The following is a 16116-nucleotide window of genomic DNA, read 5'->3' as shown; positions in this document are numbered from 1 at the left end:
CGTGGCTTGGGTCCAATAGGGGCATACCCCAACAAGATTCATGGTGACCCCTGATGGCAACCTGCGGCGAAGTACTGGTCAAACTCCTTGAAGGCTATGGCGTCGATCATGTCTTTGGCATCCCCGGTGTACATACCGTGGAGCTCTATCGTGGCCTGGCGGGCTCTTCCATTCGCCACATCACCCCGCGTCATGAGCAAGGTGCCGGGTTCATGGCTGACGGCTATGCGCGCACCCGCGGCAAACCCGGGGTGTGCTTCATTATCACCGGTCCGGGCATGACCAATATCACCACTGCCATGGGCCAGGCCTATGCTGACTCGATCCCGATGCTGGTGATTTCCAGCGTGCAGTCCCGTGACCAGCTGGGCGGTGGCCGTGGCAAGTTGCACGAGCTGCCCAACCAGGCCGCGCTGGTATCGGGTGTGGCAGCGTTTTCCCACACCTTGATGAGTGCAGCCGACTTGCCGCAGGTGCTGGCCCGAGCATTTGCCGTGTTCGACAGTGCCCGGCCACGCCCGGTGCATATCGAAATCCCGCTCGATGTGCTGGTTGAACCGGTCGACTTCCTGCTGCCGGGCCGCCCTGTACGGGGCAGTCGGGCAGGGGCTGCACCGCAGGCCGTAGCGCAGATGGCTGAGCGACTGGCCGGCGCACGTCGGCCGCTGATTCTGGCCGGTGGCGGGGCGTTGGCTGCAGGGGCCGCGCTGGCACGGCTGGCTGAACACCTTCAAGCCCCGGTGGCATTGACCATCAATGCCAAAGGCTTGCTGCCGGCCAGCCACCCATTGCAGATCGGCTCGACCCAGTCGTTACCTGCCACACGGGCGCTGGTGGCCGAGGCCGACGTGGTGCTGGCGATCGGCACCGAACTGGCCGAAACCGATTATGACGTGACCTTCAAGGGTGGCTTCGAAATCCCTGGCAGCCTGTTGCGCATTGACATCGACCCGGACCAGACGGTGCGTAATTATCTGCCGGAGCTGGCGCTGGTAGCCGATGCCGCGCTGGCTGCCGACGCGCTGCTCGGTGCCTTGCAAGCCCAGCCGCAGCCAGTGCACGAAAGCACTTGGGGCGTGGCCCGTGTGGCCAACCTGCGCAAGGTATTGGCGGCAGACTGGGACCAGCCAACCCTGAGCCAGACGCGTTTGCTGAGCGCCATACTGGAGCGCCTGCCCAATGCGATTCTGGTGGGCGACTCAACCCAACCTGTGTACACCGGCAACCTGACGCTCGACATGGAGCAGCCACGGCGCTGGTTCAACGCCTCGACCGGCTACGGTACCTTGGGTTACGCGCTGCCAGCAGCCATGGGCGCCTGGTTGGGCAGTGCCGAGCACGCTTGCGAGCGCGCCCCGGCGGTGTGCCTGATTGGTGACGGTGGTTTGCAGTTCACCCTGCCGGAGCTGGCCAGTGCAGTGGAGGCTCAGGTACCGCTGATCGTACTGTTGTGGAATAACCAGGGGTACGAGGAGATCAAGAAATACATGGTCAACCGGGCGATCGAGCCGGTCGGGGTGGATATCCATACCCCGGATTTCATCGGTGTGGCGCGGGCATTGGGCGCGGCAGCAGAGAACGTGGCGGATGTCGCGCAGTTGCAGGCGGCGCTCGGGCAAGCGGTGGAGCGCAAGGGGCCGACCTTGATTCAGGTGGACCAGAATCAGTGGCAGGCGGCGGTGTTGGGTTGAACCATTGCGATTGCCTGTATCGGCCTCTCGCGCCTGCAGGCAGCGCGCAATTTTCGCATCTGTGCAAAAACCTGTAGGAGCGGGTTTACCCGCGAAAGCGCCGGTGCAGGCGAATGTTGAGCTTCATACTGCAGTAGCCCGCAACCGAGCCACATCGCGAATCGGTGGCGCGCCGTAAAGCCGGCTGTATTCACGGCTGAACTGCGACGGGCTTTCATAGCCCACCCGATAAGCCGCCACCGCCGCCTCCAGCCCGTTGTTCAACATCAGCCGCCGGGCCTCCTGCAGGCGCAGTTGCTTCTGGTACTGCAATGGGCTCATCGAGGTCACGGCCTTGAAGCGGTGGTGCAAGGTCGAGGTGCTGAGGTTGACCTCCCGGGCCAGGTCCTCGATACGCAGCGGCTGTTGAAAGTTATGGTTGAGCCAGGTGATGGCCTGGCAAACCCGGTGGGTCTGGCTGTTGGCCAAGGCAATTTCATACAGCCGGTAACCCTGCGGCCCACGGAGCAGGCGGTAGAGAATCTCGCGGCGGAACAGCGGCGCCAGCATGGCGATGTCGCGCGGGGTGTCCAGCAGGCGCAGCAGCCGCAGCAGGGCATCGAGTAAAGCGGCATCTGTGCGCTCAACATACAAACCACGACCGGAAGGACGATTGGGTACCAGCATTGGCCCGCTCTCGGCGATCAATTGGCTGATCTCGGCCGGGTCCAGGTCCATGCGCAGGCCCAGGCTTGGTTTTTCGGGGCTGGCATCCAGCCTCACGCCGCTCAGCGGCAAGGTCACCGAAACGACCATGTAATGCAGGGGGTCGTAGGCATACTGCTCGTCACCCAGGAACAGGCTTTTGCTGCCTTGGGCAAGGATGCACAGGGCAGGTTGCGCCAAGGTGGGGACCGAGCGCACGTTTTCGGTGTAGCGCACCAGGTAGAGGTCATCAATGGCTGATGCCGGGCCGTGGGGCGCCTCGGCATGGCGAGCGATCAACTCGGCCAGCTCCAGGCGCTGCAGTTCCAGGGTCGGTTCGGTGGACGTGGCGGTGGTCATGATGGCTTTCCTCTACTGACCGACGCAGCATAGGTTTGGGCAAAGACGGGCGCTAGTCGAAAGCTGCACGTCGATTGCCTGATCCTGCCGCGTTGCAGGATCAGGCAATCGACGTGCAGAAATGGCCTAACGCGCCGCGCGGGTGCGCGCCTAACCTTGGCAGCCTGGCTTTTCCGTCCGCCTGCTTCAAGGAGATTGTGCAATGACCCTAAGACAACCGGTCACCCACCTTGCTTTCATCCGTGCCAGCAGCGGGCGCTCGGCAGAGCTGGGCGCGCGCCTGCGTGACCTGCTCGAGCCCTCGCTGCGTGCACCGGGATGCCTGAGTTTCACCGTGCAACGTTCTCAAGCTGATGCTGACCTGTGGTTGCTCAGCGGAAGCTGGCAGGACCAGCAGGCGATGAGTGGCTACTTTGCTTCGCCGACACTGGAGGTGTTCGGTGAGCTGGTGCAGGCTCAGGTGGTCAGCAGCCTGGACTTGCATACCTTCGATTGAGCGTGGATGAGGTACAGTGACGCCCTTGTTCAACAACCCGGACAGCAACATGGCACGTAGGGAATTCACTCATTTCGAAGCGGTATCGGCAATGGTGCCGGTGGAAGGTGGCGGCTACAACGCGGCTATCGCAGTCAAAGCCTTGGGCATGGGTGGTGCGCCGCGCTTTCACAAGGTTCTCGACGGGCAGGTGTTCAAGGGCGCTGTGGCCGCCGACGAAGCGGCCACCGCCGAGCTGCAACGCCTGCAGGGCGTCAGCGAAGAGGGCGAGCTGGTCTGGTGATCAGGCCGGCGGCCGGGCCATCTTGAACAGGTTGCCCAGCTCGAAATAATCCGCCGGGCCACCCCCACGCAAGATCGGCTCGGCGGCAGCGGTATCGTAGATGCCGTTGTTCAACAGGTGCTCGGCAATGTGCACTGCCACCACTTCCCCAAGGATCAACCAGCTGGGCACCTGTTGCTGGTCGGCGCGCTTGAGCTGGACGATCTGGCTGACCTTGCACTCGAAGGCCACCGGCGTTTCACCCACGCGCGGCACCTTGACGATGCGAGACGGTGCGGCAGTGAGGCCGCTCAATTCGAATTCGTTCACTTCGGCAGCAACCGGTGCGCAGCTCAGGTTCATGTGCTCGGCCAGTGGACGGGTGGCCAGGTTCCAGACGAACTCACCGGTCTGCTCGATGTTGTTCAGGCTGTCTTTGCGCCCGACGCTGCAGAAACCGATGATCGGCGGGATGTAGTTGAACGCATTGAAGAAGCTGTAAGGCGCCAGATTCAGGCGGCCTTCGCGGTCCTGAGAGGAGATCCAGCCGATAGGGCGGGGACCGACGATGGCGTTGAACGGGTCGTGCGGCAGGCCGTGGCCTTTGGCGGGTTCGTAGTAATACATCTGTGCTGGGCTTGTTGGCCCTACCTCCTGGTGGACAAGGTGCCTAGTGTGCCAAGCCTGAGCTCGCCTGCAAATGATCAAGCCCGGCCGAAGCCGGGCTGGGTGCTCGCAGTCAGGTATCAGCTGATGCGGTGCGCGTTGGTGCGGTCGAAGCCGTCTTCAGCGAAGCGTTGGCCGCCGGTGCGGTCGAAGCCGTCTTCAGCGAAGCGTTGGCCGCCGGTGCGGTCGAAGCCGTCTTCAGCGAAGCGTTGGCCGCCGGTGCGGTCGAAGCCATCTTCAGCGAAGCGTTGGCCACCGGTGCGGTCAAAGCCGTCTTCAGCGTAGCTGGCTGACTGGGTTTGAACCGCGGCAAAGGTGTGAGCGTCGGTCCGGTCGAAGCCATCTTCGGCGAAGGCGCCAGCTGCGAAAACCGAAAGGGCCAAGGTAAGGATCAGTTTGTTTTTCATGGTCGTTTCTCCGAGGGTGCGAGAGGTTGTTTGTTTCTATGGGTTTAATCCTACGCCTATAAATTTGATTAAAAAGCGCAAATAATAGCGCATAAAAATCGAATAAATAGATGTATATGTGTACGCTGCGCGTGAGTCAGGCAGCGGGGTCATCCACTCGCTACAAGCACTCGCGTCGTCGTTTTCTCAGCCATTGCAGCTTGAAGAGCGGGAATTAATGGGGCGTTAAGAGCGAAATATCTTGTTTCAAAGTTCTATCAACGCTTTTTTCATGCGTCACCAACCGTTTTTTCAGATGCACCTCAGCACCATCGCCGCACCTTAGACTGGAGCGGCACAACAATGAACAAACTCCCGCAAATCACTTTGGCCTTCTGGGTCATGAAGATCTGCGCAACCACCCTTGGCGAAACGGCAGGCGACTTGCTGTCGATGACGTTGAACATCGGCTATGCACTCAGCTCGTTGATGCTGATCAGCGTGTTCCTGCTGACCTTGGTCGGCCAGCTTTACTCACGCCGCTACCACCCGATGTTGTACTGGCTGGTGATTCTCTCCACCAGTACCGCTGGCACCACCATCTCCGACTTCATGGACCGCACCCTGGGCCTGGGTTATGCCACGGGGTCGGCCCTCCTCATCGGCATCCTGCTGCTTACCTTCCTGGTCTGGCGCCTTAGCGGCAACCCGCTGGATGTCAACCGCATCAAGAACCGAACGGGCGAGCTGTTCTACTGGGTGGCAATCCTGTTTTCCAACACCCTTGGCACCGCGTTGGGCGACTACCTGGCCGATGACTCGGGGCTGGGCTTTGCCGGCGGTGCGCTATTGATTGGCAGTGCCATTGCACTGGTGGTGGTCGCCCGCTACTGGACGCGTATTCCCGGCGTGGTGTTGTTCTGGGTCGCGTTCGTGCTCACTCGGCCGTTTGGCGCAACCTTGGGCGACTTCCTTACCAAACCCCATGAAAAGGGCGGCCTGGACTTCGGCACGGTCGGCTCTTCGGCTGTGCTGGGCGGAGTGCTGCTGGTGCTGGTGCTGATGGCCAACTGGTACCAGCGCCGTGACCCGCGACAGGCGCTTGAGGTGTCCTGAAGCTGCTTTCAGGTACGAGTGAACCGAATAGAATGTTTAATCGGCTCACAGCGAAAATAAGTGCTGATCGAACAAATGAAAAGGGCGCACCTTGAAACGGTGCGCCCTTTTCATTTCGGCGTCGCATTCACTCGGTGGTAATCCGCGAGTGCTGCTTGGTGTCTTTCATGGTTGCGTAAACCAGCAGCGAGCAGGCGATACAGGCGGTGACGTACCAGTAAAAGCCGCTCTCCATCCCGGCGCTTTTGAACCACAGGGCAACGTATTCGGCGGTGCCGCCGAAGATCGACACTGTCAGGGCATATGGCAGGCCTACGCCCAGGGCGCGAATCTCGGTAGGGAACAGTTCAGCTTTGACCACGGCGTTGATCGAGGTATACCCGCTTACGATGATCAGTGCGGCCATGATCAGGAAGAATGCACCCCACCAGGTCTGGATGGTGTGCAGGGTGCTGAGGATGGGGACGGTGAATAGGGTGCCGAGCACACCGAAAGCGATCAGGATCGGGCGGCGGCCGATCTTGTCGGACAGGCCACCGATCACCGGCTGCAGGCACATGAACAGGAACAGCGTGGCGGCCGAGATGGTGGTCGAGTCACTGATGCTCATGCCCACGGTGTTGACCAGGTATTTCTGCATGTAGGTGGTGTAGGTGTAGAAAGCCAGGGTGCCGCCCATGGTCAGACCGACGACGGTCATCAGCTCCTTGGGGTGACGCAGCAGGGTGCGCATCAGGCTTTCCTTGGCCTTTTCCTTCTTGGTGAACGAGGCGGTTTCTTCCATGCCGCGACGCAGGTACAGGGCCACCACGGCGCACAGCGCACCGATCACGAACGGCACGCGCCAGCCCCAGGCGTACAACTGCTCGGTGGTCAGGGTCTGTTGCAGGACGATCAGTACCGCCAGGGCGATGAGCTGGCCGGAGATCAGGGTTACGTACTGGAAACTGGAGAAGAAACCACGGCGCTCCTTGCTGGCCATTTCGCTGAGGTAGGTGGCCGAGGTGCCGTACTCACCACCCACCGACAGGCCCTGCAGCAGGCGTGCGATGACCAGCAGGACAGGCGCGGCGACGCCAATGGTTTCATAACCCGGGGTTAGGGCAATGACCAGCGAGCCTGCGCACATGAGCAGTACCGACGCCATCAGTGCGGCCTTGCGGCCCTTGCGGTCGGCGTACAGGCCCATCAGCCAGCCACCGATCGGCCGCATGAGGAAGCCCACGGCGAAGATCGCAGCGGTATTGAGCAGTTGTGCGGTGGAGTCGCCGGCGGGGAAGAAAGCCTTGGCGAAGTACAGCGAGAATGCGGCGTAGACGTACCAGTCGTACCATTCGACCATGTTGCCGATGGACCCGCTGAAGATCGACTTCAAGCGGCTGGCGGTGGTTTTTTCTGCGGCAGGCGCGGTGGCCGCCCCGGCGGGCAGGGAGGTGGCGTTATCCATCAGGGATACCTTCTCGTTGTTTTTGTGGAGCGCGCCGTGGCGCAGCTTGCCAAGGCAATTGCAGAAGGTGTGCCAAATGGGGGCGGGCTGATTCATTTCAGGGCATCAGATACCCCAGAACCGGCACAGTAGCGGGGCTTGCGCTGCCCTTTGCGGGAGCGGGCCTGCCCGCGAGGGCTGAAAAAGCAGCCCGGAAGCTCGACGGAATAAGCGGTTTTTTGCCTACCAGGTGCAGGTCATAAGCGGATTTCCGCTCATTCCTGACTGACAAAATCCTCGCGCACCAGCCCATGCCGCTGCATCTTCTCGTTAAGGGTGCGCCGCGGCAGCTGCAATGCCTCCATCACCGACTTGATCTCGCCCCCATGCTGACGCAAGGCCGCGCGCAGGCATTGCGCCTCGAATGCTTCCATCTGCTCGCCCAGCGACTGCCCGGCAGGAGCCACCTCGATGTTTGGCGAACCCAGCCCCAACGCATGCCGCTCCGCCGCATTGGCCAGCTCACGCACGTTGCCAGGCCAGTCATGTGACAGCAGCTGCGCCAGCTGTGCAGCCGAGAGCGGCGGGGCGGTGCGACCAAGCTTTTCACCTGCAGCACGGGCAAAGTGTTCGAACAGCAGTGGAATGTCCTCCCGCCGCTCGCGCAGCGGTGCCAGGCGCAATTCGGCCACGTTCAGGCGGTAGGCCAGGTCTTCGCGGAAGCGCCCGGCACGAGCCTCCTCGAGCAGGTCGGGCTTGGTCGCAGCAATGATGCGCAGGTCCACGCTGATGCTCTGGTTGGCCCCCAGGCGCTCCAGCTTCTGCTCCTGTATCACCCGCAACAGCTTGGCCTGTTGGGCCAGTGGCATGCTCTCGATTTCGTCGAGGAACACGGTGCCGCCGTTGGCATACTCCAGCTTGCCGATCCGTTTACCCTGGGCGCCCGTGAAGGCGCCGCTCTCATGGCCGAACAGTTCGGCCTCGAACAACGACTCCGGGATGGCCGCGCAGTTGAGGGCTACAAAGGGTTTGGCGGCACGGGGGCCGAAGTCGTGCAGGCAGCGGGCCACCCGCTCCTTGCCACTGCCGGTTTCACCGCGGATCAGCACGTTCACCGGCAGGCCGGCCAGGTCCAGCACTTGCCGGCGCAGCTGTTGCAAGCCCTGGGACATGCCCAGCAGCGTGACTTCCAGGCGGGACTTGAGGTCGGCCTGCTCATGGAGCCGGCGGTTCTCAAGCACCAGCTGGCGCTTTTCCAGGGCGCGGCGCAGGCTGCCCAGCAAGTCTTGCGGCGTGAAGGGTTTTTCCAGGAAGTCATAGGCCCCGCTGCGCATGGCTTCTACCGCCATCGGTACATCACCGTGACCGGTCAGCAGAATCACGGGCAGGTCGGGGTCGTTCGCCTGCAGGCGTTCGAGCAATTGCAGGCCATCCATGCCCGGCATGCGCACATCGCTGATGATCACCCCAGGGAAGTGCTGCGGCAGGCGTGCCAGGCACTCATCGGCGCGAGCGAACAACTGCACGCTGAAGCCAGACAGGCTCAGCCATTGCTCGACAGCAGTGCGGATGCTGGCTTCATCATCGACGACGATCACTGAATTCAACATACAGGCTCCAGGTCACGGGGCAGGGTAAGGCTCAGGCGCGCGCCGCCAGGCAGGTTTTCGGCCTGCAGTTGGCCGCCGGCCTCGTGGACGATGCCGTAGGAAATGGCCAGGCCCAGCCCTAGCCCTTCCCCCACCGGCTTGGTGGTGAAGAACGGGTCGAAGACCTTGGCCAGGTCGGCTTCGGCAATGCCGCCACCCGAGTCGAGCACACTCAGGCGCCATAGCTCCCCGTCGGGTTCGATGCGGATCTCCAGGCGTTTGTAACGCTTGTCGAGCATGGCGTCGAGTGCATTGTGCAGGAGGTTTATCAGCACCTGCTCCAGGCGGATGGCGTCGCCGCGTACCCAGGCCGGGCGTGCCAGGTACAGGGCCACCTCCACTTCCTCGCTGCGAAGGCGCGCTTCCAGCAGGTGCAAGGCCTGGTCGACCACGGTTGCCAGGTCAAGGCGTTCGCGCAGCCCCATCGGGCTGTTGCGGGCAAAGGTCTTCAGGTGGCTGGTCAGTGCTGCCATGCGCGTGAGCATCTGTTCCAGTGGCTCCAGCGCTTGCCGCGCGTCGTCATGGCGACCATGGTCAAGCAGCAGGCGCAGTGTTTCCAGCTGCATACGTTGGGTGGTCAGCGGTTGGTTGATTTCGTGGGCCATCGCTGCCGACATCTGCCCGAGTGCGGCGAGTTTGGCCGATTGCACCAGGCCTTCCTGGGCAGTGCGCAGCTCGCGGGTGCGTTCCTCGACCTGGCGTTCGAGTTCTTGCCGGCTGCGCTGGCGCAGGCGTGCCAGGCGCAGGCGTTGGCTGACGAAAAGGGCGGCGAACACCAGGCTCAGCCAGACGGCGGCGGCACCCAGCGCGGCATTACGGCCGTCGGCAGCGACCTGCGGTTTGCGCAGCAGGTGCAAGGTCCAGTTTTCGCCTTCCAGCGGCAGGCTTTCCCACAAGTACTCGGTGCTGCCCTCGGGGCCTTGCACGCGGCTAAGGGTGCTGTAGGGGGCAAACCGCGTCAGCACCTGATGGTGTAGCGGCACCAGCGGTTGCTTGTCGTACTGACGGGTTTCGGCCAGCTCGGCACGGTCGGCGCCACTGAGCGGCTGAAGTTCGCGGTAGCGCCAGCCATCCTGGTTTGCGATGAAAGTGATGCCGCGGGCGTCGCTGACCAACAAAATATCGTTGCCCTGTCGCCATTCGCGTTCCAGCTCGGGGAATTCCAGTTTCACCACCATGGCGCCAAGGAATCGACCATGCTCGTCGTTCACCGCACTGGCGAGGAAGTAGCCCGGCACGCCACTGGTCACGCCCACGGCATAGAAGCGGCCACTGCCCTGGCTGCGGGCTTGCTTGAAGTAGGGGCGGAAACCGTAGTTGGAGCCGACGTAGCTGCTGGGCAGCCGCCAGTTGCTGGCGGCAATGGCCAGCCCGGTGCGGTCGAGCAGCTCGAGGGTGGAGGAATTGGCGGCGCCATTGATGCGTTCGAGCTTGTGGTTCAGGGCGTTCTGAACGTTTTCGTCGACCGGGCCGCGCAAGGCTGCGATCAGCTCCGGGTCCAGCGCCAGCACGGCGGGGAGGGCACGGTAGCGATCGATGAGGGTGTGCAGTGCGTTGGCGTACAGGCCCAGTTGCTGGCTGGCACGCCTGGCGTCATCTTCCATGGCCTGGCGCTTGGCCTGGTGCATGGCCCAGCCGGCGCTGAGTGCGGTACCCAGCACGATCAACAGGGTGATCAGCCCCAGACGCAGGGCGCGAAAGGAAAAGGGCATCGGGGGCGGATCCGGTGGTGGGGGATATCGGGGCCGGCCTCTTCGCGGGTAAACCCGCGCCTACAGGCACTCTGCAGCACCTGTAGGAGCGGGTTTACCCGCGAAGAGGCCAGAACAGGCGGCCTGTTTCAGTCAAAGCAATTCAAAACTCTGCTGCTGCACCGCCTGGGAGTCCAGCCCTACCTGGACATTGAACTCCCCAGGTTCGGCAACCCGCTGCAACTGGCCATTGTAGAACTTCAGGTCGTCCTCGCTGATGCGGAAGGTCAACGTGCGGGTTTCACCCGGTTCAAGCGTCAGCTTCTGGAAGTTCTTCAGCTCTTTCATTGGGCGGCTCATCGACGCCGACACATCCTGCAGGTACAGCTGCACCACCGTCTCGCCTGCAACCTTGCCGGTGTTCTTGACCGTAACCTTGGCTTCCAGCGTATCGCCGCGCTTGAGACCCTTGCTCGACAGGTTCAGGCCCGACAGCTCGAAGCTGCTGTAGCTCAAGCCATAGCCGAACGGGTAAAGCGGCCCGTTGGGCTCTTCGAAGTATTGCGAGGTGTAGTTGCCCGGCTTGCCCGGCGTGAACGGTCGGCCGATGCGGGTGTGGTTGTAGTACATCGGGATCTGCCCCACCGACCGTGGGAAGGTAATGGCCAGCTTGCCGGAGGGGTTGTAGTCGCCAAACAGCACGTCGGCGATGGCATTGCCGCCTTCGGTGCCGGCGAACCAGGTTTCGAGGATTGCGTCGGCCTGCTCGCGCTCCCAGCTGATCGACAGCGGGCGGCCATTCATCAGCACCAGCACCAGCGGTTTGCCGGTGGCCTTGAGCGCCTTGATCAGCTCGCGCTGGCTGGCCGGGATCTCCAGGGTGGTACGGCTCGACGACTCGTGGGACATGCCGCGGGACTCGCCGACCACTGCGACCACGACGTCGGACTGCTTCGCTGCCTTGACTGCTTCATCGATCAGCACGGCAGGCGGGCGTGGGTCGTCGACGATTTCCGGGGCATCGAAGTTGAGGAAGTTCAGGTAGTCGAGTATCGCCTTGTCACCCGTGACGTTGGAGCCTTTGGCGTAGACCAGCTTGGCCTTGCCTTCCACGGCGCGGCGCAAGCCTTCGCGCACGGTCACCGAGTGGGCAGGTTTACCGTCGGCGGCCCAGCTGCCCATCATGTCGATCGGGGCATCGGCCAGCGGGCCGACCAAGGCAATGGTGCCGGCCTTTTTCAGCGGCAGGGTCTGGTTGCGGTTTTCCAGCAGCACCAGGCTGCGGCGTGCCACGTCACGCGCAGCTTCGCGGTGCAGGCGGTCGTTGCCGTAGTAGTCCTTCAGGTCGGTTTCGGCCTTGCCGATGCGCACGTATGGGTCTTTGAACAGGCCCATGTCGTATTTGGCACCCAGCACTTCACGTACCGCCTGGTCCAGCTCGCGCTGGGTCACCTCGCCGGACTTCAGCAGGCCCGGCAGCTCTTCGCCGTACAGGGTATCGTTCATGCTCATGTCGATGCCGGCCTTGATCGCCAGCTTGGCGGCTTCACGGCCATCACGGGCGACGCCGTGGCGAATCAGCTCCTGGATGGCACCGTGGTCGCTGATGGTCACGCCCTTGAAGCCCCACTCCTTGCGCAGCAGGTCGTTCATCAGCCAGGTGTTGGAGGTGGCCGGTACGCCGTTGATCGAGTTCAGCGCCACCATCACGCCACCGGCACCCGCATCGAGCGCGGCGCGATAGGGGGGCAGGTAGTCGTTGTACATTTTCGGCAGGCTCATATCGACCGTGTTGTAGTCGCGCCCGCCTTCCACGGCGCCATACAAGGCGAAATGCTTGACGATGGCCATGATGCTGTCGGGGTTGGCCGGGCTGCTGCCCTGGAACGAGCGCACCATTACCTGGCCGATTTTCGAGGTCAGGTAGGTGTCTTCGCCGAAACCTTCACTGGTGCGGCCCCAGCGTGGGTCGCGGGCGATATCCACCATTGGTGCGAACGTCATGTCCAGGGCGTCGGCCGAGGCTTCGATCGCGGCGGTGCGGCCGACCTTGGCGACGGCGTCCATGTCCCAGGTAGCGGCCATGCCCAGGCCGATCGGGAAGATGGTGCGCTCGCCGTGGACGGTGTCGTAGGCGAAGAACATCGGGATCTTCAGGCGGCTGCGCATGGCCGCGTCCTGCATCGGCCGGTTTTCGGGGGCCGTGCGTGAGTTGAAGGTGCCACCGATACGGCCGGCGGCGATTTCCTCGCGGATCTTGTCGCGGGGCATTTCCGGGCCGATGCTGATCAGGCGCAACTGGCCGATTTTCTCGGCTTCGGTCATCTGGCTGATCAGATGCTCGATGAATGCCTGCTTGTCCTGCAGGGGCGGGGCGGTGGGGGCGGCGAGGGCCGCCTGACTGGCAAGGCCCATGGCCAGGCCCAGCAAAGACAGTTTCATCATCAATTCCGTTTTGGGGCCTCTGCCGTATCCTCGGTGATACGTGCGCGACCGAAGTTTTCAGGCGGCTATTGTTGTACGATTTGCAGGCAATTCTTCCAGCGGCGGATTATGCCTGAATATATCGCCTGCGGATGAAGCCCCGAATGCCGGGATAACAACTATAAGAACGCTCAAGAGACCGACGGCATGACCCCCTTCGACGAATACCATCAGCGGCAGATTGCCGAAGCCATTGCCCGTGCCGAACGGCGTACCGATGCCGAACTGGTGACGGTGCTTGCCCGTCGTGCCGACGATTATGCGTATTGGCCGTTGTTGTGGGCCGCCGTGCTGGCACTGACCGTGCCTGGGCTGTTGCACTGGCTGCTGGCTTGGCCCAGCGTGCGTGGCGTGCTGATGGGCAACGTGCTGCTGTTCGTCGTTTTGTGCCTGCTGCTGCGCAACCCGCGCCTGGCCGACTGGCTGATCCCCCGTGCCTTGCGCCGCTGGCGTGCCTCGCGCCTGGCCCGCCAGCAGTTTCGCGAGCAGAACCTGCAGCGCACAGCGGGCGCCACGGGCGTGCTGATTTTCGTCAGCGAGGCGGAGCGGCATGTGGAGATCCTGGTTGATCGGGGTATCGAACACTGCCTGGATGCCGAAACCCGCGCGGCCATCGGAGCCCGCTTTGCCGAGCAGGTGCGCCAGGGCCGGACTTTGCAGGGCTTTGTCGAGTGCATCGAAGTGTGTGGCGAGCTGCTTAGCCAGCACGTGCCGCCCACCCATGCACGCAACGAGTTGCCCAACCGCCTGGTGATTCTGGATTGATCCGGATCCAGCTGGCTTGACGCGTTTCCTGTGGACGCGGGGTCACCCGCGAATACTGCCTCAACGCCACCGGTGCATTCGCGGGTAAACCTGATCCCACAGGGTGTAGAATGCGCTTCCCGCTATTCGAGGCACCGTTTCTTCATGTCCGCCAGTACTTCCGCCCCCTCCGCGCCGGATGCGCGCGCTCAGTTTCTCGACCTGCTGAACGCCGCCCTGCACGGCGAAACCCTGGTCAAGCTGGTGCTGGCGCGCCATGTCGGTGCCGACCAGACCTTGCAACGGATCATTGCCAAGCCGCTGCAGGTCAAGGGCCAGCCGTGCCTGTCGCTGGTCTACCGACACCAGACCCGCGACATCACCCGCAACCTGCCGCTGGACCAGGCCCAGGCGCTGGTTGCCGAACTGCTGCCGGACAGCTTCCGCAATGCGCATCTGTTCGATGCTGATGGCGAAGTGCAGTTGACCTTCAGCAAGAAGGGCAAACCGATGCTCCAGCGCCACGGTGCCCAGGCACCGCGCGTGGCCGATGCGGGTAGCGGGCATGACCGCGAGAAGAAGCGTTATCTGGAGCTGTCGCGGCCGTTTCTGCGCGACCTTGGTGTGACTGACGCACAAGGCGCACTGATCCCGTCCATGTCACGCAAGTGGAAGCAGATCAACAAATTCATCGAGGTCTTCGACCACGCCCTGGCCAATGCACCGGTGTCGACGGAACAGGCCCTACGGGTGGCCGACTTCGGTTCGGGCAAGGGCTACCTGACCTTTGCCATGCATGACTACCTGCGCAACAGTTTGGGTCGAGCAGCGCAGGTGACCGGCGTGGAGCTGCGCCAGGACATGGTCGACCTGTGCAACGCCGCGGCCGCACGCCTTGACCACCCGGGCCTGGAGTTCCAGTGTGGTGATGTGCGCAGCGTGGTGCCTGAGGCCATCGAGGTGATGATCGCCTTGCATGCCTGTGACATCGCCACCGACTACGCCATCCATACCGGCATCCGCTGCAACGCCGCGATCATCATGTGCTCGCCGTGCTGCCACAAGCAGATCCGCCCGCAATTGCACAGCCCAGGGTTGCTGCAACCCATGCTGCAGTACGGCCTGCACCTGGGCCAGCAGGCCGAAATGCTGACTGACAGCCTGCGTGCGCTGTACCTGGAAGCCTGTGGCTATGAAACCAAGGTGTTCGAATTCATCTCGCTGGAGCACACCAACAAGAACAAGATGATTCTTGCGGTGAAGCGGCGGCAGGCCGCGGATAACGGGGCGTTATTGGAGAAGATTGCCCAGCTCAAGGCGTTCTACGGGGTGCAGGAGCATTGCCTGGAAACGTTGTTGCGTGCGGACGGGTTGCTCTGACGCCACCCACCGGCATGCCTGCCGGTATCCTGTCAGCGTCGAGCAGAGGGCACTTCGATAGCCAATGCTGCCTGCCCCAACGGATGGGTGCTGGCATCGAAGAAATGCAGCACCGTCCCCGGCAAATCCCCGAAACGATCTGCAAAATGCTGCTTCTGATTGATCACCGACGCCTCGCCCAGCGGCCGAATGGCAATGGATAGGTGTTGCGGACGGGCTTGGCGAACAGCGTCGAGCAGGTGCCGGTCACTGCTGTCCAGATGCTGCCCGAACAGGCATATCCCTTGGTTTTCCTGCGCCAGCTGCCCCAGGCACCAGCTCAGATAGTCCGAGTTGCGGATAGCGCGCAGTTTTTCGTCGCTGCGGTCTTCATTGACGAACAGCGGTACTTCACCCGGGATGTTCACGGCAAACCCATCGAGCAGTTCGGCACTTTCAGCGCTGCGCTGGCGGGTGGTGGCGTCGGGCAGCTTGAGCAGGTGCAGGCCGCCATGCAGGTGCAGCACCCGGGTGCCTTCGCTGCCGGTGCGTCGCACGTCGAAATACCCTTGTTCGTCGAACAGTTGGGCGAAGCCATTCGGGGTGTGCTGCACGGCCCATGGCAGCAGCAGGTCGTAGTTGCTGGTGTAGACGCTTCGATAGCCGAGCAGGGCCTGGTTGAGGCTTGCCAGGGTGGCCGGCGGCATCAGCGGCCAGGGCAGATGCACCGTGCGCACGGCGTGAATCAGCGCTTCCTTGATCGAGTAGTAGCGGTTCAGCGGCGCGGTGGAGTTGATGGCCAGTGCGGCGTTGGTACGCACGGTGGTATTGAGGGCGCTGAGCACCGGCTCGAACAGTTCCGTGCCCAAGGACTTGAACAGTGCCTGATCACTGATCGCCAGGCCCTTCTTGCGGCCTGCGCGTTGCGCTTGCTCGAACAGCGAGAAGTAGCCGAACGGCTTCCATACTGCGCGGCTTGCGCCATTGCCCAGCAGCAGGGCGTCGCAGGGGTGGCGGGCGGCGAGTTCTGGCCAGGGGGTTAGGGTGGCATCGAGTGCGGGCATGCTGGGTCCGTTGGGTGGTGCGGGGAACGGGGCGACTT

Annotated in this window: 14 protein-coding genes; 6 read left to right on the top strand and 8 right to left on the bottom strand. The window is 62.8% G+C overall.

Annotated features, from left to right (window positions below; genetic code table 11):
* Positions 1–53: 53 nt before the first annotated feature.
* A complete protein-coding gene (locus tag LVS58_RS05395) occupies positions 54–1691 on the top strand; it encodes a 5-guanidino-2-oxopentanoate decarboxylase (RefSeq protein ID WP_233690183.1) in 1638 nt (545 codons plus the stop codon).
* A gap of 123 nt (positions 1692–1814) precedes the next feature.
* Here LVS58_RS05395 and LVS58_RS05390 read toward each other — a convergent pair whose 3' ends face one another.
* Entirely contained in the window at positions 1815–2735 is a 921-nt protein-coding gene (locus LVS58_RS05390) for an AraC family transcriptional regulator (protein ID WP_233690182.1), read from the bottom strand.
* A gap of 202 nt (positions 2736–2937) precedes the next feature.
* On the opposite strand from LVS58_RS05390, the gene LVS58_RS05385 reads away from it, so the two are divergent.
* Both LVS58_RS05385 and LVS58_RS05380 read left to right on the top strand, forming a co-directional pair.
* Entirely contained in the window at positions 2938–3231 is a 294-nt protein-coding gene (locus tag LVS58_RS05385; RefSeq protein ID WP_233690181.1) for a putative quinol monooxygenase, read from the top strand.
* 16 nt (positions 3232–3247) lie between these two features.
* Positions 3248–3514 (top strand): hypothetical protein, encoded by a 267-nt coding sequence (locus LVS58_RS05380; RefSeq protein WP_014592241.1) that lies wholly within the window; start codon positions 3248–3250, stop codon positions 3512–3514.
* Here the strand turns inward: LVS58_RS05380 and LVS58_RS05375 are convergent, their stop codons facing one another.
* Together LVS58_RS05375 and LVS58_RS05370 are read right to left on the bottom strand one after the other, a co-directional pair.
* Complete coding sequence (locus LVS58_RS05375) at positions 3515–4120, bottom strand: flavin reductase family protein (protein ID WP_233690180.1); 606 nt, start codon at positions 4118–4120, stop codon at positions 3515–3517.
* Between the two features lie 119 nt (positions 4121–4239).
* Positions 4240–4566 (bottom strand): hypothetical protein, encoded by a 327-nt coding sequence (locus LVS58_RS05370; protein ID WP_014592240.1) that lies wholly within the window; start codon positions 4564–4566, stop codon positions 4240–4242.
* A gap of 342 nt (positions 4567–4908) precedes the next feature.
* Here LVS58_RS05370 and LVS58_RS05365 point away from each other — a divergent pair, with 342 nt between their 5' ends.
* Entirely contained in the window at positions 4909–5661 is a 753-nt protein-coding gene (locus tag LVS58_RS05365; protein WP_233690179.1) for a COG4705 family protein, read from the top strand.
* Between the two features lie 127 nt (positions 5662–5788).
* On the opposite strand, the gene LVS58_RS05360 is transcribed toward LVS58_RS05365, so the two are convergent.
* The 4 genes from LVS58_RS05360 to bglX all read right to left on the bottom strand — a co-directional run bounded on the left by LVS58_RS05360 (position 5789) and on the right by bglX (position 12872).
* Positions 5789–7108, bottom strand: a complete 1320-nt coding sequence (locus tag LVS58_RS05360) for an MFS transporter (RefSeq protein WP_003251986.1) — start codon at positions 7106–7108, stop codon at positions 5789–5791.
* 254 nt (positions 7109–7362) lie between these two features.
* Positions 7363–8697 (bottom strand): sigma-54-dependent transcriptional regulator, encoded by a 1335-nt coding sequence (locus tag LVS58_RS05355; protein WP_233690178.1) that lies wholly within the window; start codon positions 8695–8697, stop codon positions 7363–7365.
* On the bottom strand, positions 8691–10448 hold the full coding sequence (locus LVS58_RS05350; RefSeq protein WP_233690177.1) for a sensor histidine kinase: 1758 nt from the start codon (positions 10446–10448) through the stop codon (positions 8691–8693). Before LVS58_RS05350 ends, LVS58_RS05355 begins: the two co-directional genes overlap by 7 nt.
* Positions 10449–10580: 132 nt before the next feature.
* Complete coding sequence (gene bglX / locus LVS58_RS05345; RefSeq protein ID WP_233690176.1) at positions 10581–12872, bottom strand: beta-glucosidase BglX; 2292 nt, start codon at positions 12870–12872, stop codon at positions 10581–10583.
* Between the two features lie 186 nt (positions 12873–13058).
* Between bglX and LVS58_RS05340 the strand changes: the two genes are divergently transcribed.
* The gene (locus tag LVS58_RS05340) at positions 13059–13676 is read left to right on the top strand and encodes a TPM domain-containing protein (protein WP_233690175.1); all 618 of its coding nucleotides are present in this window, start codon (positions 13059–13061) and stop codon (positions 13674–13676) included.
* Between the two features lie 144 nt (positions 13677–13820).
* Positions 13821–15035 (top strand): class I SAM-dependent methyltransferase, encoded by a 1215-nt coding sequence (locus LVS58_RS05335; protein ID WP_233690174.1) that lies wholly within the window; start codon positions 13821–13823, stop codon positions 15033–15035.
* 32 nt (positions 15036–15067) lie between these two features.
* Here the strand turns inward: LVS58_RS05335 and LVS58_RS05330 are convergent, their stop codons facing one another.
* On the bottom strand, positions 15068–16078 hold the full coding sequence (locus tag LVS58_RS05330; protein WP_233690173.1) for a DUF4917 family protein: 1011 nt from the start codon (positions 16076–16078) through the stop codon (positions 15068–15070).
* Positions 16079–16116: the final 38 nt, after the last annotated feature.

Origin of the sequence: Pseudomonas sp. JR33AA (assembly GCF_021378985.1) — a bacterium.
GTDB classification, from domain to species: Bacteria; Pseudomonadota; Gammaproteobacteria; order Pseudomonadales; family Pseudomonadaceae; genus Aquipseudomonas; species Aquipseudomonas alloputida.
This window is presented reverse-complemented; position numbering and strand designations above follow the sequence as displayed.